Origin of the sequence: Modestobacter sp. VKM Ac-2986 (genome assembly GCF_026967795.1) — a bacterium.
Classification (GTDB): Bacteria; Actinomycetota; Actinomycetes; order Mycobacteriales; family Geodermatophilaceae; genus Modestobacter.
Genome location: NZ_JAPVBH010000002.1, coordinates 610,234 through 633,946, shown reverse-complemented (window position 1 = coordinate 633,946; position 23,713 = coordinate 610,234). Strand labels below are relative to the sequence as shown.

The following is a 23,713-nucleotide window of genomic DNA, read 5'->3' as shown; positions in this document are numbered from 1 at the left end:
GCGTGTCGGACCGATCGTCGTCCGGCTGGGTGGGTGGAGACGCTGGGCTCCCGCCCCCGACGGCCGGGGGGCGGGAGCCCAGCGTGGTCAGCCCGAGGTGCGGCCCAGCCGCTTCAGGCTGTCCAGCCCGATGGCCAGGATGATGACGACGCCCTTGATGATCAACTGGTAGAAGAACGGCACGTTCATCAGCACGAGGCCGTTGGACAGGACGCCGATGATCACCGCCCCGATCAGCGTGCCGAGGATGCGTCCCCGTCCACCGGCCAGCGCCGTCCCGCCCAGCACGACCGCCGCGATGGCGTCGAGCTCGTAGCCGCTGCCGGCGGTGGGCTGGGCCGACAGGACGCGGGCGGAGAAGATGACGCCCGCGACGCCGGCGGTCGCGCCGCCGATCATGTAGACGGTCATCAGCACCCGCTTGACGTTGATGCCCGCCAGTCGGGCGCCCTCGCTGTTCCCACCGACGGCGTACACGTGGCGACCGAAGCGGGTGCGCTCGAGAACGAACCACAGCACCGCGTAGACGATCACCATGAGCACCACCGGCTGGGGGATCCCGGCGACGCTGCCGTTGCCGACGCCGCGGTAGCCGAGCTCGGTCGCCACCAGTGGTTGTCCGTCGAGCAGCGAATACGACAACCCTCGCAGGTAGGTCATCGACCCCAGCGTCACGATGAACGCCGGCAGGGCGAATCGGGCGACGAAGACGCCGTTGACCGCCCCGGCCAGGGCTCCGACCAGGATGCCGCCGATCAGGGCCAGTGGTGTGGGTACGCCGTTGGTCCACAGCAGGACGCCGGTCACGCCCGAGACCGCCAGGATGGAGCCGACCGACAGGTCGATCCCGCCGGTGAGGATGACCAGCGTCATCCCCGCGGCGAGGATCGCGTTGATCGAGACCGACCGGGCCACGTTGACGCCGTTGCTGACCGACAGGAAGTTCGGGGCCAGCACGGCCATCAAGAGCACGAGCAGGACGAGCACCAGCAGGATGCCGACGCGGTCCCACCAGTAGCCGAAGCCGTTCCTGCGTGTGCTGTCGCTCGGGACGACGGTGCTGTCGGCCGTGTCGACGGTGGTGCTCATCTTCTCGCTCCTGCGTCGTGGGCCCGGTCCCGGTCCCCGGTCGATGTGGATGGTGTGTGCACGCCGGTGGCGTGCTGCATGACGGACTCCTCGCTCGCCTCGGCGGCGGGCACCTCGGCGACGATCCGGCCGCCGCGCATCACCAGGAGGCGGTCGCTGATGCCGAGGGCCTCCGGCAGGTCGGAGGAGATGACGAGGACGGCCGTCCCGGTCGCGGCGATCTCGTCGATGATCGTGTAGATCTCGCTCTTGGCACCGATGTCGACCCCGCGGGTGGGCTCGTCGAGGATGAGCAGCCTGGGCTTCTGCAACAGCAGCCGGCCGAGCACGACCTTCTGCTGGTTGCCACCGGACAGCGCCCGCGACTCCAGGTCGACGGCGTTGGCCCGCACCTTCAGCTGCTGCATCACCCCGCGGACGGCGGACAGCAGCCGCCGCCCACGCAGCACGCCGCCGCTGGTGTAGTCGCCCAGCGTCGAGACGCTCACGTTGTCCCGGACCGACATGTCCAGGAAGAGCGCCTGGTCCTTGCGGCTCTCCGGGAGCAGCCCCACCCCGGCACGGATGGCGTCCGCCGGTCCGCGCGCCTCGAGCGGCCGGCCGTCGAGCTCGACCACCCCGCCGGTGCGCCGGTCGGCCCCGTAGACGAGCCGGGCCACCTCGGTGCGGCCGGCCCCGATGAGCCCGACCATCCCGACGATCTCACCGGCCCGGACGTCGAAGGAGACCGGACCGATGCCGCCGGGGCCGGTCAGCTCACGCACCGACAGGCGCACGTCCCCTCCGCCCCGGCGGTCGTGGGTGTAGAGGTCGGAGATCTCGCGGCCGACCATCATCTTCACGATGTCATCGGGAGTGACCTGGTCGGCGCCCTGGGCGTGCATGTCCCGGGTCCCGATGAGCTTCCCGTCCCGGAAGACGGTGACCCGGTCGGCGAGCTCCCAGACCTCCTCCATCCGGTGGCTGATGTAGATCAACCCCATCCCGGCCTCGCGCATGGTGCGGATCAGCCTGAACAGGTGCTCGGACTCGCTCTTGGACAACGACGCCGTCGGCTCGTCGAGCACCAGCACCTTGGCGTCCTCGGCGACCGCGCGGGCGATCTCCACCACCTGCTGCATGCCAACGCTGAGGCGGCCGATCGGCCGGTCGGGGTCGATGTCGGCGCCGACCCGGGCGAGCTTCTCCTGGGCCTGCTGCCGCATCGCCCGCCGGTCGAGCAGCACCCCGAAGCGGGTCGGCTCGGCCCCGGTCGCGAGGTTCTCCGCGACCGTCATCTCGGGGATGGTGTTCAGCTCCTGGTGGATGATCGCCACTCCGGCCGCCATGGCGTCGCGGGGCGACGTCAGGACGACCGGGGAGCCGCCGATGCCGATCGTGCCGGTGTCCGGCTGGTAGTTGCCGGAGATGATCTTCATCAGCGTCGACTTGCCAGCGCCGTTCTCGCCCATGAGGGCGTGCACCTCACCGGGCCGGACGTCGAAGCTCACGTCCGACAGCGCCCGGGTGGCGCCGAAGCGCTTGCTGATCCCCGACACCTCCAGAAGGGATGCTCCGGGCGTCCCGCTCACGCCCGTGCCCCGCGCCGCCCCCGGTACGTCACCAGCCCTTGTAGTCACTGACGCTGTCCTTGGTGACGATCGTGGGGTCCAGCAGCGTCACCCGCTCGGTGGGGGCGTTGCCCGCGACGATCTCCCGGCCCACTTCGAGGGCCTTGACGGCCATGCCGCCCGGGTCCTGCGCTGCGCTGGCCCAGAAGTCGGAGGCGGGGTCCTGCAGCGCCTTGACAGCCTCGGGCGACCCGTCGACACCGGTGATGACCACGCCGGTGCGGCCGGCCTGCTGCACGGCCAGGGACGCGCCGAGCGCCTCCGGGTCGTTGATGGCGAAGATGCCCTGCACGTCACTGTTGGCGGTCAGCATGTCGGTGGTCAGCGTCAAGCCGCTGTCGCGGTCGTTCTTGCCGGCCTGGCGCGCGAGCACCTTGATGTCGGGGTTCTCGGCGAGCACGCCCTCACAGCCCTTGACCCGGTCCTGCGGCGCGGTGGTGGGGGTGCCTTCGACCACGAGGATGTTGCCCGCGCCGCCCATCTTGTCGACCAGCGCCTGGCAGGCGAGCTCGCCGGCCTTAACGTTGTCGGTGGTGACGGCGGCCTGGGCACCGGCGGCGTCGACGTCCACGGCCACCACCGGGATGCCGGCCGCCTGGGCGCGGGCCACGCCGGAGGCGATGCCGTCGCTGTCGACCGCGTTGAGCAGGATCAGGTCCATGCCCTGCTGGATGAAGGCGTCGATCTGGTCGTTCTGTGTGCCGAGGTCCTGACGCCCGTCCTGGACGTTGAGCTCGAAGCCGTCGGCCTCGGCCGCCGCCTCCATGCTCGCCTGCATCGACGCGAAGAACGGGTTGGAGATGTCCTGGAGCATCAGGCCGACCTTCTCCACCTCACCACCACCGCCACCGCCGCCGCCACCGGCGGCCGGGGTCTGGTCGCCGTTGCTGCAGCCCGTCATGACGAGGGCCCCCGCGAGGAGCAGAGCGCTGGACATCGTCCGGGAGCGTGAGAAAGACATCGTCGTGTTCCTCCGTGCTGGCTGTACCGCGGGCCGGTCTCCTGCCCGATCAGAGCCGTTTCTGGGCCCTTCGCCGGGCCGTTGAACCTGCCTGCGCCGTGGCGCCGTCGCCACGTTGCGAACGCTAACATCGCCCACGTGCGCTAGATCACCATGGTGTGCATCACGATCTCGTGACGAGAGGAGACCCGTGGCAGTCACCCCGTTGCCCCTGCCGGCCAACCAACCGGCCGACCGCTTCTACGCCGGAGGTGGACGGATCGCCGAGTTCCGCCGGCAGGTGTGGGACGGCAGCCGGGTGCCCGAGGACTGGGTCGGTTCCACGACGACGCTGTTCGGTGAGGGGGCACTGGGGTTGACGGTGCTCGACGACGGGCGCACGCTGCGCGACGCGGTCGGGGCAGACCCGCGGGCGTGGCTGGGGGAGGCGCACGTGGCCCGTTTCGGAGCGGACACGCGGCTGCTGACCAAGCTGCTCGACGCCGGGCAACGGCTGCCGGTGCACCTGCATCCCGACGGCGCCTTCGCCGCCGAGCACCTGGGGTGTGCGCACGGCAAGACCGAGGCGTGGGTGTTCCTGCGGGGAGGCGAGGTGCACCTGGGCTGGCGTGCCGAGCTGTCCGCGGACCGGCTGCGCCGGCTGGTCGACGACCAGGACGTCGACGGGCTGCTGGCAGCGATGCACCGAGTCGAAGTGGCGCCCGGGGACGCCGTGTTCGTACCGGCCGGCATGCCGCACGCGATCGGGGCCGGCACGTTCCTGGTCGAGGTGCAGGAGCCGGAGGACCTCTCGATCCTGCTGGAATGGCGTGACTTCGCACTCGACGGGCCGCGCGACGGGCATCTGGGGCTGGGCTTCGACCGCGCACTCCAGGCGACCGACCTCGCGCCCCGAACGGCCGACCAGGTCGAGGCCCTGGTGGTGCGCGCCGGGGCCACCGGACCGGTGCTGCCGGCGGCGGCGGACAGCTTCTTCCGCGTCGACCGCGTTGCCGGACGGACCGAGCTCGCGGCGGGCTTCGCCGTCGTCGTGGTCACCGACGGCGCCGGGGTGCTGTCCTCGGGGGCGGGCAGCCTGCAGGTGGAGGTGGGCGACACGGTGCTGGTCCCGGCGGCCGCCGGTGCGACAGTGCTCGACAGCGGGCTCACCGCCCTGGTCTGTCGTCCGCCCGCTCCCTGAGCGCAGGTGGGGTCGGCTGTCTCGGGAAGGGCAGTCAGACGACCTTGAGGGTGAGCGCGCGGCGGCCGGCGTCGGTGCGGGCGGTGGCCATCCGCTCGGCGCTCGGCGTGCCGTACTCCGTCGTGCGCTGGCGGGCCGGGCGGCCGATCGCGGCGGCCATGGCCTCCAGTTCGGCGATGGTCTTCAGCGACCCGTTGCCCGAGCCCGCCATCCGGCTGATGGTCTCCTCCATCAGCGTGCCGCCGAGGTCGTTGGCGCCGCCGTCCAGCATCGCCTGGGTGCCGGTGTCCCCGAGCTTCACCCACGAGGTCTGGATGTTGTCGATCCGCCCGTGCAGCACCAGTCGGGCCACGGCGTGCACCGCCCGGTTCTCCCGGTTCGTCGGTCCGGGCCGGGCGACGCCGGCCAGGTAGATGGGCGAGTTGTGGTGCACGAACGGCAGCAGCACGAACTCGCGGAAGCCGCCGGTCTCGTCCTGCAGGCGGCTGAGGGTGCGCAGGTGCGCGACCCAGTGGGCGGGGGTGTCGACGTGGCCGTACATCATCGTCGAGGTCGTCGGCAGGCCCACCTCGTGCGCCGTCCGGACGATCTCCAGCCAGGTGGCCGTGGGCAGCTTGCCCTTGGTCAGCACCCAGCGGACGTCGTCGTCCAGGATCTCCGCCGCGGTCCCGGGCAGGGAGTCGACGCCGGCCTCCTTCGCGGCGGTGAGGAAGTCGCGGAAGCTCAGGCCGGTGCGCGCCGACCCGTTCACCACCTCCATCGGGGAGAACGCGTGCAGGTGGATGTCGGGACGGCGGGACTTCACCTCCCGCGCCAGGTCGAGGTAGGCGGTGCCGGGCAGGTCGGGGTGGATGCCGCCCTGCATGCAGATCTCGGTCGCCCCACCGGCCCAGGCCTCCTCCACCCGGTCACCGACCTGCTGCATCGACAGGGTGAAGGCGTCGGCGTCGGTGCGCCGCTGGGCGAAGGCGCAGAACCGGCAGCCGGTGTAGCAGACGTTGGTGAAGTTGACGTTCCGGTTCACCACGTAGGTGACGTCGTCGCCGTTGACGTCGCGGCGGACGGCGTCGGCCAGCGCCGCGAGGGCGTCGAGGTCGGTGCCGTCGGCGCCCAGCAGCGCCAGGTACTCGGCGTCGCTCAGCCCGGCGGGGTCGGTCTCGGCGTGCCGGAGTGCCGCGTGCACCTCCGGGTCGCCGGCCGCGATCGCGGTCGAGTGCCCGTCGCGGGCGCTCTCGGTGCGGGAGCGCAGCTCGGCCCAGTCGCCGTAGACGGCGTCGAAGTCGCTGCGCCGGTCGCCGGTGCGCCCCAGGGTGTCGATCTCGGTGTGCAGGTCGACCCGGCCCGACGCCGTCCACGCCTCGTCCGGCTCCTGCCACGGCAGCCCGACCGGGTTGCGGCCCTCGACGGCGAGGCCGTCCTCGCCGGCCAGGGCGTCGACGTGCGGGCGCACCCGGGGGTCCAGCCACGGCTCGGGCTGCAGCACGTAGCCGGGCTGGGCGGCGAGCCGCTCGCGCAGCGTGAAGCCGGCGTCGGCGGTCAGCTGGGCCAGCTTGTCGATGTTGGGCCACGGGCGCTCGGGGTTGACGTGGTCGGGCGTGAGCGGGGAGACCCCACCCCAGTCGTCGACGCCGGCCCGCAGCAGCAGGCCCAGCTCGGTGGAGTCGCTCAGGTTCGGCGGCGCCTGGACCCGCGCGGCCGGCCCGAGGACCAGCCGGCTGACCGCGACCGAGGCGACGTACTCCTGCAGCGCGAGGTCGTCCGCGCCGGCCATCGCGGTGCGCGGCTTGGCCCGGAAGTTCTGCACAATCACCTCCTGCACGTGTCCGTGCCGGCGCGCCGAGGCCCGGATCTCGGCCAGCGCGTCGACCCGCTCGGCGTAGGTCTCGCCGATGCCCAGCAGCACGCCGGTGGTGAACGGGACCGCGGAGCGGCCGGCGTCCTCGAGCACCCGCAGCCGCACGGCGGGCTCCTTGTCGGGGCTGCCGAAGTGCGGGCCGCCCTTCTCCGACCACAGCCGCGTGGCCGTCGTCTCCAGCATCATGCCCATCGACGCCGCGACCGGCTTGAGCCGCTGGATCTCCTCCCAGCTCAGCACGCCGGGGTTGAGGTGCGGCAGCAGCCCGGTCTCCTCCAGCACCCGGATGGCCATCGCCCGCAGGTAGCCCAGCGTGGAGTCGAAGCCGTGCGCCTCCAGCCACTCGGCGGCCACCGGCCAGCGGTCCTCCGGGCGGTCGCCGAGGGTGAACAGCGCCTCCTTGCAGCCCAGCGCCGCGCCCTGGCGGGCGATGTCGAGCACCTCGTCGGGGGACAGGAACGGCGCCCGGCCCTCGGCGCGCAGCTGCCCGGGCGTGGTGACGAACGTGCAGTAGTGGCAGCGGTCGCGGCACAGGGTGGTGAGCGGGATGAACACCTTGCGGCTGTAGGTCACCACCCCGGGGCGGCCGGCGGAGGCGAGGCCGGCGTCCCGCACCCGGGAGGCGGTCGTCAGCAGCCGGTCCAGCGGCTCGCCCTCGGCCAGGCCGCGGGCGTGCATCAGGGTCTCGGCCTCGGTGGCGTCGAGCGTCACGCCGCGTTCGGCACGGACGAGCGCGCGGTTGAGGGCGGACGCGGACGGGGCGGGGAGGGAACCAGTCATCGCAGGCACGACGCTAGCCCCGGCTCGTGTCGCCCGCGTTCCCGGGCGCTCAGCGCAGCGCGGTGACCACGACCTCGGCCGCCCGGGCGACGACGGCGTCGGAGGGGTCGGCGTCCGCGTCGGCGGAGGTGGAGAGGACGGCGAGCACGATCGGCGCGCGCCCCGGAGGCTGCACGACGGCCAGGTCGTTGCGGGTGCCGTACGCCGCGGTGCCGGACTTGTCGGCGACGTCCCACCCGTCGGGGACGCCCGCGCGGACCAGCGCGCCGCCCGTGGTCGAGCTGCGCATCCAGCCCAGCAGCAGGGCGCGGTCGTCCGGGTCGAGCGCCTCATCGACGGCGACGGCGCGCAGGTCGCCGGCGAGTGCCCGGGGCGTGCTGGTGTCCCGCTCGTCGCCGGGGACGCCGGTGTTCAGCTCCGGCTCGTACCGGTCGGGAGAGGTGACGTCGTCCCCGAGTCCCCGCAGCACCTGCTCGAACCCCGCGGTGCCGCCCAGCTCGTCGAGGAGCAGGTTGCCGGCGGTGTTGTCGCTGACCTGCAGCGCGGCGGCCAGCACGTCCCGCAGCGGCAGCCCGGTCTCGACGTGCAGCTCGGTCACCGGCGAGTACGTCACCAGGTCACCGGCGGTCCAGCGGACCACCACGTCCAGCTCGGCGTCGGTCGTCCGGTCCAGCACCGCCGCGGCGGTCAGCGCCTTGGAGGTGGAGGCGTACGGGAAGCGCTCGTCGGCGCGGTGCTCGACGACCGCACCGGAGCCGGTGTCGACGGCGTACACCCCGAGCCGGCGCCCGGACTCCTCCTCCAGCGCCGCCAGCGCCACCCCGACCGCAGGGTCGGTGACCGGCGGGGCCGCCGACGCCGGAGCGGCCGGGGCCGGCGCGGAGGAGGCCGGGGCGGGGGACGCCCCCGGCGCCGCGCCCCCTGAGCAGCCCGCGACCGCGAGCACCGTGGCCGCGGCGAGCGCCGTTGCGCAGATCCCGGGAGGTCGGGCCACGCCGACACCCCGACGAGTGCGCACCCACCCGCCCCCGGCGATGCCGGGCGACCCGGCCCCGCTCACGGACGGCGGAGGGCCTGGCCGGCGCCGTCGGTGAAGCGGCCGCGCAGCCGCAGCAGCGGGTCGTCGTCGCCGAGCGCCGGCACGCCCTCGACCTGCAGCAGGACGACGACGTGGTCACCGGCCTCGACGACGGAGGCCACCGTGCAGTCGAGCGCGGCCAGGGCGCCGTCGAGCACGATCGCCTCGCTCACCGGCGCGCGGTGCCAGGGCACGGACTCCAGCAGGTGCCGGGCGCTGGGCCGGCCGGCGGAGGAGAACCGGCTGGCCAGGATCGCGTGGGCGGACCCGAGCACGTTGACCGCGCAGGAGCCCACCGCCTGCAGCACCTCGGCCGGGTAGCCCTCGGTGGCCAGCCCGATCGCGACCAGCGGCGGGTCGGCCGAGACGCTCATCAGCGACGTCACCGTCGTCCCGACGTCGTCGATGTCGTCGCGCACGGTCAGCAGCACCACGCCGGCCGCGTACTGGCGCAGAGCGGCTGCGTACTCCCGAGCATCGACAGGCACGGGGACCAGTCGACCACAATGCAGTCGTGACCACTGCAGAGCAGAGCTACGACGTCATCGTCCTCGGGGCGGGCTCGACCGGGGAGAACGTCGCCGACATCGTCGTCAAGGGCGGGCTGACCGCCGTCCTCGTGGAGAGCGAACTGGTCGGTGGGGAGTGCTCCTACTGGGCGTGCATGCCCAGCAAGACGCTGCTGCGCGGCAGCGAGGTGCTGGCCGGGGCCCGGGCCGTCTCGGGGGCCGCCGCCGCGGTGACCGGCGAGCAGGACGTCGCCGCGACGCTGGCCCGCCGCGACTCCTTCACCCACGACTGGGACGACTCCAGCCAGGTCGAGTGGGTCGAGAGCAGCAACATCGCCCTGGTGCGCGGCAAGGGCCGCCTCGACGGCGAGAAGCGGGTCGTCGTGACCCAGGCCGACGGCACCGAGCTGGTGCTCACCGCCCGGGAGGCCGTGGCCGTGTGCACCGGCTCGCGCGCCGCTGTCCCGCCGGTCGACGGGCTGGCCGAGGTCACGCCGTGGACCCCGCGGGAGTCCACCAGCGCCAAGGAGGTGCCGGGCCGGCTGCTGGTCATCGGTGGCGGCTACGTGGGCTGCGAGATGTCCACCGCCTGGCAGCAGCTCGGGTCCTCGGTGACGCTCTTCCAGCACAACGAGCGGCTGCTGCCGCACCTGGAGCCCGCCGCCGGCGAGGCGGTCGAGGCCTCGCTGCGCGACCTGGGCGTCGACGTCCACCTGGGCGTGGAGGTGCAGTCGGTGCGCCGCGAGGGCGGCGAGGTCGTGCTCACCAGCTCCGCCGGGGAGTTCCGCGGCGACGAGGTGCTGGTCGCCGTGGGCCGCGCCGCGAACACCGACGAGATCGGGCTGGAGACCGTCGGCCTGGAGCCGGAGGGGTACCTCGACGTCGACGAGTCGCTGCAGGTGCCGGGCACCCCGTGGCTCTACGGCGTGGGCGACGTCAACGGCCGGCAGCAGCTGACCCACATGGGCAAGTACCAGGCCCGCCAGGCCGGCGCGGCGATCGTCGCCCGGGCCCACGGCGAGCAGGTCGACCTGTCCGACTGGTCGCCGTTCGTGGCCACCGCCGACCGGCGCGCCACCCCCAGCGTCGTGTTCACCGACCCGCAGGTCGCCTCGGTCGGCATGACCGCCGCCGAGGCGGACAAGGCAGGGCTGCCGCACCGCGTCGTGGAGTACCCGATCGGCAGCGTGGCCGGTGCCGCGGTGCACGCCGACGGCTACACCGGGACGGCGATCGCCGTCGTCGACACCGAGCGCGAGGTGCTGCTCGGGGTGACGTTCGTCGGCGGAGGCGTGGCCGAGCTGCTGCACTCGGCGACGATCGCGGTGGTCGGCGAGGTGCCGATCGCGCGGCTGTGGCACGCCGTCCCGTCCTACCCGACGATCAGCGAGATCTGGCTGCGCCTGCTCGAGACCTACCGGGGCTGACGGGTGCACGGTGGGAGCCGCATCGGGCTCGTGCTGCACCCCTTCCGTGACTGCGCCGGCGCCGTCGACCAGGTGGCCGCCTGGACGACGGCGCACGGGGTGGAACTGGTCGCCAGCGACGGGGACGTCGCCCGGCTGCACCTGCAGGGGGTGACCCCGGTGGGCGTGGCGGAGCTGGCGACCAGCTGCGACGGCATCATCGCCCTGGGCGGTGACGGCACGCTGCTGGGCGCGATGCGCCTGGTCGTCGACGACCCGGTCCCGGTGCTGGGCGTCAACTTCGGCCGGCTCGGCTTCCTCACCGAGGTGGAGGGCCGGGAGCTGGAGGGCGCGCTCACCGCGATGGCCGAGGGCCGCTCGACGCTGGAGTCGCGCAGCTGCCTGGTCGTGCAGGGGCCCGGCTGGGAGACGGTGGCGTTCAACGACGTCGTCCTGGCCCGGGTGCCGGGGGAGGGGATGGTCGACGCGACCCTGTCGGTGGCCGGCCGTCGCTACGGGCACTACCGCTGCGACGCCCTGATCATCGCCACCCCGATGGGGTCGACGGCCTACAACTTCGCCGCCGGTGGGCCGGTCGTGTCCCCGGGTGCCGAGGGCGTGCTCGTCACCCCCTCGGCGCCGCTGAACGGCATCGACCGCACCCTGGTGCTCGGCCCGCACGAGCCGCTGCACCTGTCCCTGCCGGAGAACGCGGGCCGCCCGGCGGTCGAGGTCGACGGGCTGGTGGTCGGCCGGCTGGGCCCCGGCGACGAGCTGCACGTCTCCACCCGCACCGACGCCGGGCTGCTGGTGCGGCTGGACGACTGGCTGGCCGCCGACCGCAGCCGGGTCAAGCTCTCGCTGCTGGACCTCCCGCTGCTGCCCGAGGAGCTGGTCGAGCTGCTGCCCGACGAGCTGCGCCGCCGCCAGCCGGGCGGGGTCACGCCCCCGGGCAGCACCGCGACCAGCTCGCCGTCCGTCCGCAGCCGGGACGCCGACGGGCGCTGACCAGGAGCTGTCGACGGTGGGCCCGGCTCGGCCCAGGGGCCCTGGTCCACCTCCGGCAGGACGCGGCGGCTACGGCAGCGGGAAGGGCTCGTCGTCGGGGGCGGGGAGGTCGCCGTCCACGGTGGCGGTGACGGTCATCCGCTCCAGCACGGACCGGCCGCCGAACAGCGACAGGAACGCGGTGTCGGCGGCGTCCCGGCCCGAGCAGATGCGCACCAGCGCCGACGTCGGGGCCAGCCGGGTGGCGTCGACGGTCTGCCAGACGCCGTCCACGTCGGCCTCGACCACGGCGTGGAAGTCCATCGGCGACAGCCCCGGGGCGTAGACCGCGACCAGCCGGGCCGGGACCTCCAGCGCGCGCAGCATCGTGATGGTCAGGTGCGCGTAGTCGCGGCACACGCCCCGGCCCAGCAGCAGGGTGTCGACCGCGGTGTCCACCGGGCGGCTGGAGCCGGAGACGTAGCTCAGCCGCCCGGCCACCCAGGCGGCGACGGAGGCGATCAGCTCCGCGCGCGGCAGCGACCGGTCGAACTCGGTGCCGGCGTAGCCCTCCAGCTGGTCCGACGGGCAGTAGCGGCTGGGCCGGACGAACTCCGCCCACTCCGCCGGCGTGACCTCCCGCGGGCTGCCGGCCGACTCGACCTGCGCGGTGTAGACGATCGTCGTCTCCCCGGCCGGCACCTCCAGCCGGTGCACCCGGGCACCGGGGACGGCGACCTCCTCGACCGGCACCGGCCGTCCGTCGCCGAGCACGGTCAGCTGCTCGGTCAGCGGCGCGGCCACGGCGACCTGCAGCAGGGCGGTCGCCGGTGCGGGCGAGGAGACGATGAGGGTGCAGGCCACGTCGGTGCGCATGACCGCAGATCCTGGCGGTCTCATGTGACGGGCAGGAGACGGCGACGTTGAGGTCGGCCCCACCCCTCGCTGCGTGCCGCCGGTCCGGGCGTGGTGCAGTAGCAGCGTGCAGCCGGGCAGCGACCGACGGACGTGGCAGCGCTACATCGCGCTGGGGGACTCCTTCACCGAGGGGCTCAGCGACCCCGACCCGGGGACGCCGGACGCCTTCCGCGGCTGGGCCGACCGGCTGGCCGGGCACCTCGCGGCCGCGGCCCCCGCGGGCACCGTCGAGTACGCCAACCTGGCCATCCGCGGCCGGCTGCTGCACCAGGTGCTCGCCGAGCAGGTGCCCGCGGCGCTGGCCGCACGGCCGGACCTGGTCAGCCTGGTCGCCGGCGGCAACGACCTGCTCCGCCCCGGCGCCGACCCCGACCGGCTGGCCGCCGACCTCGAGCAGGCCGTGGTGGGGTTCCGGGAGGCCGGGGCCGACGTCCTGCTGGTGACCGGGGTCGACCCGCGGCAGACCCCGATCATCCGGCGCACCCGCGGCCGGGTCGCGGTGTTCAACGCCCACCTGTGGTCGATCGCCGCCCGGCAGGGCGCCGTCGTGGTCGACCAGTGGGGCGCGGCGTGGGTGCAGGACGCGCGGATGTGGGACGCCGGCGACCGCATCCACCTCACCGCCGAGGGTCACCGGCGCACCGCGCTGGCGGCGGCCGCGGCACTCGGGGTGCCGGTCACCGGCGACGACACCGACTGGCGGACGCCGCTGGACCCGGCGCCGCCGCGGCCGGCCCGCGAGGTCCTCGCCCAGGAGGCCGCCTGGGTGCGCGGGTTCGTGGTGCCGTGGATCGGCCGCCGGCTGCGCGGGCGGTCCTCCGGCGACGGCCGGACGCCGAAGCAGCCCGAGCTGCGGCCGGTGCAGGCCGGAGAGCGCGTCGGCTGACCGGCCGGCGTCGTCGCCGGCCGGTCAGGGGAGCGTCAGCTGCGGCCGACCTCGGGGAGCTCGCCGGTGCGCGGGCCGAGGCGCTGCTGGAAGGACTCCAGCCAGGGACGCAGCCCCGACAGGTCCCCGGCGTCGGGGGTCAGGCCGCTCAGGTCGCCGATCTCGGCGGCCTCGCGGGGCTCGGGCACGAACGGGTCCTGGACGCCGTTGGCGGCCAGCAGCTCGCGCAGCTCCAGGAAGGCGCGCGAGGGCCGGAACACCGACGGGTCGAAGTCGGGGTCGACGGCCGGGACCTCGTCGGCCTCCGGGACCGCTGCGGCGAGCGGCTCCGGCGCCGGGGACGCACCGGTCACGGGCAGGGCGAAGGCGTTGAGCTCCGGCACCGCGGCGGTGCCCTGCGCCGGCTTCGGCGTCCACCGGTCCCGGCTGCGGGGCCGCTCGTCGCGGTCCTGCTCACCGAGCTCCACGTCGTCCAGCTCGTCGACGTCGGACAGGACGTCGGCGGGCAGGGCGAAGGGGGTGTCGAAGGCCAGCGGGCCGGCCGACAGCCCCCCGGACGGCGCCGGACCGGACGGCGGGCCGCCCGGCAGGCTGAGGTCCGGCGGGGTGTCGAGGTCCTCGAGCTCGCGGGCCGGCAGCGGCGCGGGCCGGCCGAAGGCGTAGCCCTGGGCCATCGAGCAGCCGTGCTCGAGCAGCCACTTGGCCTGCTCGCCGTCCTCGATGCCCTCGGCGATGACCTGCAGGCCCATGCCCGCGCCGAGCTGCAGCAGCCCCTGCACCAGCGCCGCGGTGGCCGGCTGGCCGACGACGTCGGCGACGAAGGAGCGGTCGATCTTCAGCGTGTGGATCGGCAGCCGGTGCAGCGCGGTGATCGCGGAGTAGCCGGTGCCGAAGTCGTCCAGGGCCAGGGTCACGCCGGTCTCGGTCACCGTGTCCACCGCGTGCAGCGTGGCGTCGGCGGCGAACAGCGCCGTCGACTCGGTGATCTCCAGCTCCAGCCGCTCCGGGGCCAGGCCGGACTCGGCGAGGGCGTCGGCGACCAGCTCGGCGAACCCCGGCTCGGCCAGGTGCCGGGCGGAGATGTTGACGTGCACCCGCAGCGCCGGGTCCCAGCCGGCCGCGTCCCAGCAGGCCTGGTGCAGCACCCAGGCGCCCAGCCGGGAGGTGAGCCGGTTGTCCTCGGCGGCGGCCAGGAACGCGCCCGGCGGCAGCAGCCCGCGGGTGGGGTGCTGCCAGCGGATGAGCGCCTCGTAGCCGAGCAGGTGCTCGTCGGAGAGCGCGACGATCGGTTGGTAGAACAGCCGCAGCTCGCCGGCCTCCAGCGCGTGGCGCAGGTCGGTCTCCAGCTGCAGCTGGTCGACGTAGGCCTCGGTGACCGCGCCGTCGTGCAGCTCGACCCGGCCGCGGCCGCCGCTGTCCTTGGCCCGGGCGAGCGCGCTGTGGGCCTGGCGGAGCAGCGCCTCGGGGGAGATGTCCGACCCCAGCGTCATGCCGACGCTGGCGGACAGGCTCACCTCGCGGCCGGCCACGTGGAAGGGCTCGTCGAGCACGCTGAGCAGGCGGTCGGCCAGGGTGCGCAGCGCCTCGACGTCCTCGACGTCCTCGGCGAGCACGAGGAACTCGTCGGCGCCGAAGCGCACGGCGGTGTCCTCGACCCGGGTGCTCCAGCGCAGCCGGTCGGCGACCTGGCACAGCAGCTGGTCCCCGCCCTCGTGGCCCAGGGAGTCGTTGACGGCGGTGAACCGGTCGATGTCCAGGTGCAGCAGGCCCACGGAGGTGTCCCGGCGCCCGGAGACGGCCAGCGCGTGCTGCAGGCGCTCACTCAGGGCGCGGCGGTTGGGCAGGCCGGTCAGCGGGTCGATGAAGGTGCGGCGCACCAGGTCGTCCTCGGCCCGGCGGCGGTCGGTCACGTCGACCAGGGACAGGACGACGAAGTGCAGCTCGCCGGTGCTGCGGTGGATGAGCTCGCGGCTCTGCTCCACCCACAGGCTCTCGCCGTCGGCGCGCTGCAGCCGGCGCTCGCCGACGACCTGCAGCTGCGGGTCCAGCAGCGTCGTGCCGGGCAGGTGCTCGTCGGCGAGGTCGGCCAGCGGGACGTCGTCGGGGTGGGTCAGCAGGTCCAGGTGGCGGCCGACGAGCTCGCCCGTCGTGCGGCCGGTGAGATCGCACAGCGCGGGGTTGACGACCAGCAGCTGGCCGCTGGCGTCGACGACGGCCTGGGCGACCGGCGCGGAGAGGAACAGGGCCCGGAACAGCTGCCCCCGGTCGGCCAGCAGCACGTCGGCCGCACGCAGCCGCTGCCCGGCGGTGCCGTCGGGCCCGGTGGCCCGAGGCGACTCGGGAACGGAGGTGGTCACCTCGACAGCCTCGCCCATCGTGAGCCCTTAACCACGCAACCTCGGCCGTGTCAACGTGTTCGTGCCGTCACGTCCAGTGACAGGACGCCACTCGGGTCACGCGGTTCCCGTCCTGCACCACCGGCGTCCGGGCGGCAGGCGGTGACGGGTGCCGCCGCCTGCCGGGCCGGGTCAGGCGGAGACGGTGACGCCGGGGGAGAAGGCCACGTAGCCGGCGAAGTCACGGCCGACCCGCTCGACCGCCGAGGGCTTGAGGTCGGGGTAGCTCCAGGCGCCGTCCTTCGTGGTGCCGTCGGGGGTGACGACGTCCCAGTACTGGGCCGCGCCCTTCCACGGGCAGGTGTAGGGCGTGGGGCTCTCGCTGAGCGCGCCCGGGGTGAGCGCCGAGGGCGGGAAGTACCAGTTGCCCTCGATCTTGACGAGCTCGTCCTCGGTCGCCTCGGCGACGACGGTGCCGTTCACGGTGGCGCGCATGGGTCCTCCTGGGGTCAGCGGGCGGCTGGTGTGCCGCCCGACACGTCGGGGGCAACGCACGGACCACCCGATGTGATCCCACCGGGAACACCGTGGCCCCCGTGGACGCTCACGGGGCAGACGACGAGAGGTGAGTGCGGTGGACAAGAAGATCGGCTTCCTGAACTTCGGGCACTGGCAACCGGTCCAGGGCTCGCAGGTGCGCACCGGCGCGGACGCGCTGCTGCAGACCGTGGAGCTGGCCGAGGCGGCCGAGGAGCTGGGCGTCGACGGCGCCTACGTGCGGGTGCACCACTTCGCCCGCCAGCTCTCCTCGCCGTTCCCGCTGCTGGCCGCCATCGGCGCGCGCACCCGGCGCATCGAGATCGGCACCGGTGTCATCGACATGCGCTACGAGAACCCGCTGTACATGGCGGAGGAGGCGGCCGCGGCCGACCTGATCAGCGCCGGGCGGCTGCAGCTCGGCGTGAGCCGCGGGTCACCGGAGACGGCGCTGCGCGGGTCCGAGGCGTTCGGCTACGTGCCCGGCGAGGGCAGCGACGACGCCGAGCTCGCCCGGGCCAAGACGGGCCTGTTCCTGTCCGCGATCAGCGGCACCGCGCTGGTCGACGCCGACCCGCGGATGCACCGCGGCGGGACCCGGCTCGCCGTCCAGCCGCAGTCGCCGGGGCTCCGCGAGCGCATCTGGTGGGGCTCGGGCACGCGGTCCACCGCGGTCTGGACCGCCCAGCAGGGCATGAACCTGATGAGCTCGACCCTGCTGTCGGAGGACACCGGCGTGCCCTTCGACGAGCTGCAGGCCGAGCAGATCGCGCTGTTCCGCGCCGCCTGGGACGAGGCCGGCTGGGCGCACCAGCCGCGGGTGTCGGTGAGCCGGTCGGTCATGCCGATCACCACCGACGAGGACCGCGCCTACTTCGGTGCCGACCGCGACAGCGGCGACCAGGTCGGCCTGCTCGGCGGTGTGCGGTCCCGGTTCGGCAAGAGCTACGCCGGTGAGCCCGACGAGCTGGCCGAGCAGCTGTCCAAGGACATGGCCGTGCGCGAGGCCGACACCCTGCTGCTGACCATCCCCAACATGCTCGGCGTCGAGTACAACGCCCGGCTGCTGGAGACGATCACGCAGCACGTCGCGCCCGCGATCGGCTGGGTGCACCCCGACCAGCGTTGATCTCTGCAACCACCCCCGCCGAGAACGGTTCGGCGGGGGTGGTCGCGGTTACGGGGGTCGGCATGGAGATGCGCACGCTCGGTCGTACCGGCGTCAAGGTCAGCCCGCTCTGCCTCGGCGCGATGATGTTCGGTGCCTGGGGCAACCCCGACCACGAGGACTCGGTCCGGATCGTCCACGCCGCCCTGGACGCCGGCCTGAACTTCGTCGACACCGCCGACGTCTACTCCGCCGGGGAGTCCGAGGAGATCGTCGGCAAGGCCCTGCTCGGCCGGCGGGACGACGTCGTGTTGGCCACCAAGGCGCACGGGAAGATGGGCGAGGACCCCAACCACCAGGGCAACAGCCGCCGCTGGCTGGTCCGGGAGGTGGAGAGCAGCCTGCGCCGGCTGCAGACCGACTGGATCGACCTCTACCAGATCCACCGGCCCTCGCCGGACACCGACGTCGAGGAGACCCTCGACGCGCTGACCGACCTGCAGCGCGCCGGCAAGATCCGCTACTTCGGCTCCTCGACCTTCCCCGCCTCGGAGATGGTGCAGGCCCAGTGGGCGGCCGAGAAGCGACACAGCGGCCGGTTCGTCACCGAGCAGCCGCCGTACTCGCTGCTGGTGCGCGGCATCGAGACCGAGGTGCTGCCGGTCGCCCAGCAGTACGGCATGGGCGTGCTGCCGTGGAGCCCGCTGGCCGGTGGCTGGCTGTCCGGGAAGTGGCGCAAGGGGGCCGACGCGCCGGAGAGCAGCCGGTCGGGGCGGATGGGCGCCCGCTACGACCTGTCGGACCCGGTCAACCAGCGCAAGCTCGACGCCGCCGACGCCCTGGCCACCCTCGCCGAGGACAACGGGATGACGCTGGTCGAGCTGGCGATCGCCTTCGTCCTCAACCACCCGGGCGTGACCTCGGCGATCATCGGCCCGCGCACGATGGAGCAGCTGACCAGTCAGCTCCCCGCCGTCGACGTCGTCCTGTCGGCGGAGGTGCTCGATGCGATCGACGCGATCGTCCCGCCGGGGACGAACATCCGCGCCGACGACGCCGGCTACCAGCCGCCCTCGCTCACCGACGCCGCGCTGCGCCGCCGCTGACGTCACCGTTGTGCGCTGGTGGTCGCCTCCCGGTCCCGGAGGCGACCACCAGCGCACACTGGCCGGCCGGTCAGTCGGCGGGGCCGGCGACCAGGGTGACGGTGGCGGTCTGCGACGTCCCGGTGATGTCGGTCCAGGTGACCTCGACCTCGTCGCCGGGGTCCTGCGCGGCCAGGGCGGTGGTCAGGTCGGTGGCGCTGTCGACCGGCGTCCCGCCGAGGGCGGTGACGACGTCGCCGGCGCCGATCCCGGCCTGGTCGGCCGGGCCGTCGGACAGCACCCCGGCGATGATCGCGCCCGCGGTGCCGTCGGCCACCGAGACGCCTAGGAACGCCGGCAGGCCCTGGTGCACCGTCGCGTCGTCCACGCCGTCCTCGATCTGCCCGACCAGGTCCATCGCGGTGTCGATCGGGATCGCGTAGGACCGGACGGCACCGCCGCTGGAGGCCGCCGTGTCCATCCCGACCACCTCGCCGTCGGCGTCGAACAGCGGGCCGCCGGAGTCGCCGGCCTGGACGTCGGCGTTCGTCTCGATCAGCCCGGTGAGCCGCTCGGCGTCCGTGCCGGACTCGCTGGTCGCGGTGATCGACTGGTCCAGTGCGGTGACCGTGCCCTCGGCCGCGCTCGTCGAGGAGGGGTCGCCGCCGGCGTTGCCGACCGCGGTCACCGCCTCGCCCAGCTCGACGCCGTCGGCGTCGACCTGCACGGTGTCCAGCCCGGAGGCGTCCTCCAGCTGGAGGACGGCGACGTCCGCGGTCGGGACGGTGCCGACGACGGTCGCGGTGTACTGCTCGCCGGTCGACAGCACGGTCACCGTGATGCTGGTGGCGCCCTCGACGACGTGGTCGTTGGTCAGCACCTCGCCGTTGGAGGTGAGCACCATGCCGGTGCCCGCTGCCTCACCACCGGAGTACGCGAGCTCGGTGACGATGTCGACGACGCCGACCACCTGGTCCGCGGTCGCCGTGCCGGCCGCGACAGCCGTCGAGCTGCCGTAGCCGGGGGGCGTCCCGTAGCTGCCGGGGCCGCGGCCGAAGGTGACCGCCGGCTCGGTGGCCGCCGACGGCGTGATGGTCGCCGCGCTCGCGCCCCCGCTGGTCTGCACGCCGATGACCACGCCGGCGGCGACGCCCAGCGCCCCGACCGCACCGGTCGCGAGGGCGCGGGTCCCGCGTCGCCGCCGCGGGGTGGGGGCAGTGGTGGTCGTGGGGGCCGGCTGGGCGTCGGACAGCGGGGTCGTCTCGTCGTTCATGGGACGAGTGGACCGCCCGGGACCCAGCGGGGGCTGTGCGCCGGTTGGGAGTTGCCTGCACGCCCTGGGAGTTGCCTGGGAGCGGCACCCGATGGGGGTGGTCGTCGGCCTGCTCGCCTCGCTGACCTGGGCGTTGGAGCGGGACGGCCGTCAGGCCGAGCGGTTCCTGGCCGCGCACCCCGACCCGGCCGAGGCCGGCTGACCGCGCGCCAGCCGGCCGCCGCGGGTCAGCCGCGGACCAGCGCGCCCAGCGCCTCGGGGTCGTAGAGGACCTGCGCGTCGACCCACTCGCCGTCCAGCTGTGCCTGCGGGGTGCCGTCGGGGTCCTGGGCCAGGAAGGCCTCCTCCCGCTCGACCACCCAGTCGACGTGGCGGCCCTCCCGCACACCGGACACGAACTCGGGGGTGGTCAGGCCGGCCCTGCGGCCCAGTTCGACGAGCTCGTCGGTGGTGAAGCCGCCGGTCTGCTCGGCCGGCTGGTGGGCGAACAGCTCACGGCGGAGCTGGTCGAAGTGGCCGGCCTCGGCGGCCAGGGCCAGGGCGTTGTTCGCCCGGACCGACTCGGGGCCGAGGAAGCTGCGCATCCGGTACTCGACGGAGACCGAGCCCGAGGAGATCTCGCGCCGGAGCACGTCGCCGGTGGCGTCCTCGGACTGGCGGCAGTAGGGGCACTGCGGGTCCTCGAACAGGACGAGCGTGCGGCGCGCGTCTTCGCTGCCCACGAGCACGCCGCCCTCGGGGGTGTGGCCGGTGGGGGAGGGGGTCGGTGAGCTCATGCCCGGGCTCTACCCGCCGCCGGGTGTGCCGACGCGTCCGTGGCGCGCGGTGGGGAGCGCGCCCGGCAGGGATCGAACCTGCGACCAAGTGCTTAGAAGGCACCTGCTCTGTCCACTGAGCTACGGGCGCTCGCGGCCCGCATCATCGCATCGCGCGCGCCGCCGAGCGGGACGAACCCGGGGTGCCCACCGCGTCCGGTGCGTTCGGCGGGTCGCACGTAGTGCTGCGGGTCGGTCCTCCGCCGGCCGCCGTCCACACCCGGCCGGTTCCTCCACAAGCGGGCCGGACCGCTGTCCCGGGCGGCACCCGGACAGCACGGTGGTGGCATCCCCGGCAGGTCGCCGGGCCCACCCATCGGAGGAGCACCGTGAACGAGTGCCTGATCACCGTCGTCGGCAACATCGTCAACTCACCGCAGCGCAGCCGGCTGCCCAGCGGGGACGGCGTGACCAACTTCCGCATGGCCTCCACGTCGCGCCGGTTCGACCGGGAGACGCAGGCCTGGACCGACAACCGCACCTTCTTCGTCGACGTCGAGTGCTGGGGCGAGCTGGGCGGCAACGTCTCGCACACCCTGAGCAAGGGCGACCCGGTCGTGGTCCGCGGTGAGCTGTACACGCACTCCTGGGACAGCGAGCAGGGCCGCCGCAGCCGGCCGCAGATCCGCGCCGCGCACGTCGGCCCGGACCTGACCCGCGGGACCGCCGAGTTCCGCCGGTCCGCGCGGCCGGTCACCCAGGCCGCGCCTCCCGGGGTCCCGGACGACGTCGCTGCGGAGCCGCCGGCCGAGGACCCCTGGGCCGACCGGCCCACGGACTACATCGAGGGGGAGGCGGCGTTCTCCGAGGTGGACTCCGACCTCACCGGCGACCGTGCCGCGGTGCCGGCGCTGACGTGAGCCTCCCGGACTGGGAGGATCGGAGCTGAGAACGCAGGGGGCGGGGCCGGTGGACGCCGGGAACGGCTGCCCCGCCCTGCCCCCTCACCGACGGAAGGCACCGACCTCTTGGCTCAGTACATCTACTCGATGGTCCGTGCGCGCAAGGCGCACGGCGACAAGGTCATCCTCGACGACGTCACCCTGGCGTTCCTGCCCGGCGCCAAGATCGGCGTCGTCGGCCCCAACGGCGCCGGCAAGTCCACGGTCCTGAAGATCATGGCCGGGCTGGAGACCGCCTCCAACGGCGACGTCGTCCTCGCGCCGGGCGCGACCGTGGGCATGCTCCAGCAGGAGCCCCCGCTCAACGAGGAGCTCGACGTGCGCGGCAACGTCGAGGAGGCCGTCAAGGACCTCCGCGCGGCGCTGACCCGCTTCGAGCAGGTGAGCGAGGCCATGGGCGAGCCCGACGCCGACTTCGACTCCCTCCTCGCCGAGCAGGGCGAGCTGATGGAGGTCATCGAGAACGCCGACGGCTGGGAGCTCGACAACCGCATCGAGCAGGCCATGGACGCGCTGCGCTGCCCGCCCGGCGACGCCGACGTCACGGTGCTGTCCGGTGGTGAGCGCCGCCGCGTCGCGCTGTGCAAGCTGCTGCTCGAGGCCCCGGACCTGCTGCTGCTCGACGAGCCCACCAACCACCTGGACGCCGAGAGCGTCGCGTGGCTGGAGCAGCACCTGGAGAAGTACGCCGGCACCGTCATCGCCGTGACCCACGACCGGTACTTCCTGGACAACGTCGCCGAGTGGATCCTCGAGCTCGACCGCGGCCGCGCCTACCCCTACGAGGGCAACTACTCCACCTACCTGGAGACCAAGGCCACCCGCCTCAAGGTCGAGGGGGCCAAGGACGCCAAGCGCGCCAAGCGGCTCAAGGAGGAGCTGGAGTGGGTGCGCTCGGGCGCCAAGGCCCGCCAGGCCAAGAGCAAGTCCCGCCTGGCCCGGTACGAGGAGATGGCCGCCGAGGCCGACAAGTTCCGCAAGCTGGACTTCGAGGAGATCCAGATCCCGCCGGGCCCGCGGCTGGGCAGCATCGTCATCGAGACCAAGCACCTCACCAAGGGCTTCGGTGACCGGGTGCTGATCGACGACCTGTCCTTCACGCTGCCGCGCAACGGCATCGTCGGCGTCGTCGGCCCCAACGGTGCCGGCAAGACCACGCTGTTCAAGATGCTGGTCGACCAGGCCGAGCCCGACGAGGGCGAGGTCAAGGTCGGCGAGACGGTCAAGATCAGCTACGTCGAGCAGAACCGCAGCGGCATCGACCCGAACAAGAGCCTGTGGGAGGTCGTCTCCGACGGCCTGGACCACATCAAGGTCGGCAACGTCGAGATGCCCTCGCGGGCCTACGTCTCCGCGTTCGGGTTCAAGGGCCCGGACCAGCAGAAGAAGGCCGGCGTGCTGTCCGGTGGTGAGCGCAACCGGCTGAACCTGGCGCTGACCCTCAAGCAGGGCGGCAACCTGCTGCTGCTCGACGAGCCCACCAACGACCTGGACGTCGAGACCCTCACCAGCCTCGAGGGCGCACTGCTGGAGTTCCCCGGGTGCGCCGTGGTCGTCAGCCACGACCGGTGGTTCCTCGACCGGGTGGCGACGCACATCCTGGCCTACGAGGGCGAGTCCAAGTGGTTCTGGTTCGAGGGCAACTTCGACGACTACGAGAAGAACAAGGTCGAGCGGCTCGGCATCGACGCCACCCGTCCGCACCGCGCCACGTACCGCAAGCTGTCCCGCGACTGATCGGGGTCGGCGGACCTCGTCCTCCTCACCCCGCGCACCTACGGGGTGGAGCCCGGACGGGGTCCGACCGCGCCCATCCTCTTGCTCGCGGGCAGGGCAGCACGTCATGACGGCCGGTCGGAGCTCACGCTCCGGCCGGCCGTCGGCGTCTCGTGGACCCCACCCCGGGTGGGACGCCCGCACCGGCAGGGTCGGGCCGCGTCACCCGAACCGCGCGACGAACCGGCGCTGGGCCGGGGTCTCGACCGCGCGGGGGCGGTAGTGGGCGCGCACGTGGGCCACCGCGTCGGCCGCGGGCACACCGTCGAGGACGGCGAGGCAGGCCAGCGCCGTGCCGGTGCGTCCGGTCCCGCCCCAGCAGGCCACCTCCACGCGCTCGCCGGCCGCCCGCTCCCACACCTGCGCCAGCTCCGCGCGCAGCAGCACCGGGTCCCGCGGCAGCCGGAAGTCCGGCCAGCGCACCCAGCGGTGCTCCCACGGCAGCGGCTCCGGGCGGCGGCCCAGCAGGTACAGCCCGAACGTGGGCACCGGGCCGGGCGGCAGCGGCGCGCCCAGGCCCCGCCCGCGCACCCGCCGTCCCGACGGCAGGACCAGCACGCCGGGCGTCCCGTCGTCCCAGCCCTCGACCATGCCGGCAGCGTAGGGGCGCGCGGCCGCCCGG

Annotated in this window: 20 protein-coding genes and 1 tRNA gene; 8 read left to right on the top strand and 13 right to left on the bottom strand. The window is 73.9% G+C overall.

Going from position 1 to position 23,713, the window contains the following annotated elements; genetic code table 11:
• Positions 1-87: 87 nt before the first annotated feature.
• From O2W14_RS07260 to O2W14_RS07250, 3 genes are all read right to left on the bottom strand, one after another.
• The gene (locus O2W14_RS07260) at positions 88-1,089 is read right to left on the bottom strand and encodes an ABC transporter permease subunit (RefSeq protein WP_269175398.1); all 1,002 of its coding nucleotides are present in this window, start codon (positions 1,087-1,089) and stop codon (positions 88-90) included.
• Positions 1,086-2,627, bottom strand: coding sequence for a sugar ABC transporter ATP-binding protein (locus O2W14_RS07255; protein WP_269175397.1), 1,542 nt, complete (start codon positions 2,625-2,627; stop codon positions 1,086-1,088). The genes O2W14_RS07260 and O2W14_RS07255 overlap by 4 nt, the downstream gene beginning before the upstream one ends.
• A gap of 61 nt (positions 2,628-2,688) precedes the next feature.
• Positions 2,689-3,636, bottom strand: a complete 948-nt coding sequence (locus O2W14_RS07250) for an ABC transporter substrate-binding protein (protein ID WP_269175396.1) — start codon at positions 3,634-3,636, stop codon at positions 2,689-2,691.
• A 214-nt stretch (positions 3,637-3,850) separates the two neighbouring features.
• Here O2W14_RS07250 and O2W14_RS07245 point away from each other — a divergent pair, with 214 nt between their 5' ends.
• Positions 3,851-4,840 carry a class I mannose-6-phosphate isomerase gene (locus tag O2W14_RS07245; protein WP_269175395.1) on the top strand — a complete coding sequence of 330 codons (990 nt, stop codon included), beginning with the start codon at positions 3,851-3,853 and terminating at the stop codon, positions 4,838-4,840.
• A gap of 34 nt (positions 4,841-4,874) precedes the next feature.
• Here O2W14_RS07245 and O2W14_RS07240 read toward each other — a convergent pair whose 3' ends face one another.
• The 3 genes from O2W14_RS07240 to O2W14_RS07230 all read right to left on the bottom strand — a co-directional run bounded on the left by O2W14_RS07240 (position 4,875) and on the right by O2W14_RS07230 (position 9,041).
• Positions 4,875-7,475, bottom strand: coding sequence for a bifunctional FO biosynthesis protein CofGH (locus tag O2W14_RS07240; RefSeq protein WP_269175394.1), 2,601 nt, complete (start codon positions 7,473-7,475; stop codon positions 4,875-4,877).
• A gap of 49 nt (positions 7,476-7,524) precedes the next feature.
• Positions 7,525-8,469, bottom strand: a complete 945-nt coding sequence (gene bla / locus O2W14_RS07235) for a class A beta-lactamase (protein WP_269175393.1) — start codon at positions 8,467-8,469, stop codon at positions 7,525-7,527.
• Between the two features lie 62 nt (positions 8,470-8,531).
• Positions 8,532-9,041 (bottom strand): flavin reductase family protein, encoded by a 510-nt coding sequence (locus O2W14_RS07230; RefSeq protein ID WP_269175392.1) that lies wholly within the window; start codon positions 9,039-9,041, stop codon positions 8,532-8,534.
• A 26-nt stretch (positions 9,042-9,067) separates the two neighbouring features.
• On the opposite strand from O2W14_RS07230, the gene O2W14_RS07225 reads away from it, so the two are divergent.
• Together O2W14_RS07225 and O2W14_RS07220 are read left to right on the top strand one after the other, a co-directional pair.
• Positions 9,068-10,489: a dihydrolipoyl dehydrogenase family protein gene (locus O2W14_RS07225; RefSeq protein WP_269175391.1), complete on the top strand. Its 1,422-nt coding sequence runs from the start codon at positions 9,068-9,070 to the stop codon at positions 10,487-10,489.
• Positions 10,490-10,519: 30 nt separating this feature from the next.
• Positions 10,520-11,476 carry an NAD(+)/NADH kinase gene (locus O2W14_RS07220; protein WP_269175390.1) on the top strand — a complete coding sequence of 319 codons (957 nt, stop codon included), beginning with the start codon at positions 10,520-10,522 and terminating at the stop codon, positions 11,474-11,476.
• Between the two features lie 69 nt (positions 11,477-11,545).
• On the opposite strand, the gene O2W14_RS07215 is transcribed toward O2W14_RS07220, so the two are convergent.
• Positions 11,546-12,331: a transglutaminase-like domain-containing protein gene (locus O2W14_RS07215; protein WP_269175389.1), complete on the bottom strand. Its 786-nt coding sequence runs from the start codon at positions 12,329-12,331 to the stop codon at positions 11,546-11,548.
• A 106-nt stretch (positions 12,332-12,437) separates the two neighbouring features.
• Here O2W14_RS07215 and O2W14_RS07210 point away from each other — a divergent pair, with 106 nt between their 5' ends.
• Complete coding sequence (locus O2W14_RS07210; protein WP_269175388.1) at positions 12,438-13,259, top strand: SGNH/GDSL hydrolase family protein; 822 nt, start codon at positions 12,438-12,440, stop codon at positions 13,257-13,259.
• Between the two features lie 35 nt (positions 13,260-13,294).
• Here O2W14_RS07210 and O2W14_RS07205 read toward each other — a convergent pair whose 3' ends face one another.
• The gene (locus tag O2W14_RS07205) at positions 13,295-15,616 is read right to left on the bottom strand and encodes a putative bifunctional diguanylate cyclase/phosphodiesterase (protein WP_269175387.1); all 2,322 of its coding nucleotides are present in this window, start codon (positions 15,614-15,616) and stop codon (positions 13,295-13,297) included.
• Between the two features lie 171 nt (positions 15,617-15,787).
• Positions 15,788-16,090, bottom strand: a complete 303-nt coding sequence (locus O2W14_RS07200; protein WP_269175386.1) for a DUF427 domain-containing protein — start codon at positions 16,088-16,090, stop codon at positions 15,788-15,790.
• Between the two features lie 139 nt (positions 16,091-16,229).
• On the opposite strand from O2W14_RS07200, the gene O2W14_RS07195 reads away from it, so the two are divergent.
• Positions 16,230-17,261: an LLM class flavin-dependent oxidoreductase gene (locus O2W14_RS07195; RefSeq protein ID WP_269175385.1), complete on the top strand. Its 1,032-nt coding sequence runs from the start codon at positions 16,230-16,232 to the stop codon at positions 17,259-17,261.
• Between the two features lie 62 nt (positions 17,262-17,323).
• On the top strand, positions 17,324-18,346 hold the full coding sequence (locus O2W14_RS07190; protein WP_269175384.1) for an aldo/keto reductase: 1,023 nt from the start codon (positions 17,324-17,326) through the stop codon (positions 18,344-18,346).
• A gap of 70 nt (positions 18,347-18,416) precedes the next feature.
• Here O2W14_RS07190 and O2W14_RS07185 read toward each other — a convergent pair whose 3' ends face one another.
• The 3 genes from O2W14_RS07185 to O2W14_RS07175 all read right to left on the bottom strand — a co-directional run bounded on the left by O2W14_RS07185 (position 18,417) and on the right by O2W14_RS07175 (position 20,504).
• Positions 18,417-19,598 carry a S1C family serine protease gene (locus O2W14_RS07185; protein WP_269175383.1) on the bottom strand — a complete coding sequence of 394 codons (1,182 nt, stop codon included), beginning with the start codon at positions 19,596-19,598 and terminating at the stop codon, positions 18,417-18,419.
• A 227-nt stretch (positions 19,599-19,825) separates the two neighbouring features.
• Positions 19,826-20,374, bottom strand: coding sequence for a DsbA family protein (locus O2W14_RS07180; protein ID WP_269175382.1), 549 nt, complete (start codon positions 20,372-20,374; stop codon positions 19,826-19,828).
• Positions 20,375-20,431: 57 nt separating this feature from the next.
• Positions 20,432-20,504: transfer RNA gene (locus tag O2W14_RS07175), tRNA-Arg, on the bottom strand.
• 238 nt (positions 20,505-20,742) lie between these two features.
• Here O2W14_RS07175 and O2W14_RS07170 point away from each other — a divergent pair.
• The gene (locus tag O2W14_RS07170; protein ID WP_269175381.1) at positions 20,743-21,273 is read left to right on the top strand and encodes a single-stranded DNA-binding protein; all 531 of its coding nucleotides are present in this window, start codon (positions 20,743-20,745) and stop codon (positions 21,271-21,273) included.
• A 108-nt stretch (positions 21,274-21,381) separates the two neighbouring features.
• The gene (gene ettA, locus O2W14_RS07165; RefSeq protein WP_269175380.1) at positions 21,382-23,052 is read left to right on the top strand and encodes an energy-dependent translational throttle protein EttA; all 1,671 of its coding nucleotides are present in this window, start codon (positions 21,382-21,384) and stop codon (positions 23,050-23,052) included.
• 201 nt (positions 23,053-23,253) lie between these two features.
• On the opposite strand, the gene O2W14_RS07160 is transcribed toward ettA, so the two are convergent.
• Positions 23,254-23,682 (bottom strand): protein-tyrosine phosphatase family protein, encoded by a 429-nt coding sequence (locus O2W14_RS07160; protein WP_269175379.1) that lies wholly within the window; start codon positions 23,680-23,682, stop codon positions 23,254-23,256.
• Positions 23,683-23,713: the final 31 nt, after the last annotated feature.

Bases quoted from the DNA above. Each gene is read 5' to 3' on its own strand.
- O2W14_RS07160 (WP_269175379.1), bottom strand. From the start codon at position 23,682: ATGGTCGAGGGCTGGGACGACGGGACGCCCGGCGTGCTGGTCCTGCCG.
- O2W14_RS07190 (WP_269175384.1), top strand. From the start codon at position 17,324: ATGGAGATGCGCACGCTCGGTCGTACCGGCGTCAAGGTCAGCCCGCTC.
- O2W14_RS07260 (WP_269175398.1), bottom strand. From the start codon at position 1,089: ATGAGCACCACCGTCGACACGGCCGACAGCACCGTCGTCCCGAGCGAC.
- O2W14_RS07180 (WP_269175382.1), bottom strand. From the start codon at position 20,374: ATGAGCTCACCGACCCCCTCCCCCACCGGCCACACCCCCGAGGGCGGC.
- O2W14_RS07240 (WP_269175394.1), bottom strand. From the start codon at position 7,475: ATGACTGGTTCCCTCCCCGCCCCGTCCGCGTCCGCCCTCAACCGCGCG.
- O2W14_RS07215 (WP_269175389.1), bottom strand. From the start codon at position 12,331: ATGCGCACCGACGTGGCCTGCACCCTCATCGTCTCCTCGCCCGCACCG.
- O2W14_RS07185 (WP_269175383.1), bottom strand. From the start codon at position 19,598: ATGAACGACGAGACGACCCCGCTGTCCGACGCCCAGCCGGCCCCCACG.
- O2W14_RS07200 (WP_269175386.1), bottom strand. From the start codon at position 16,090: ATGCGCGCCACCGTGAACGGCACCGTCGTCGCCGAGGCGACCGAGGAC.
- O2W14_RS07250 (WP_269175396.1), bottom strand. From the start codon at position 3,636: ATGTCCAGCGCTCTGCTCCTCGCGGGGGCCCTCGTCATGACGGGCTGC.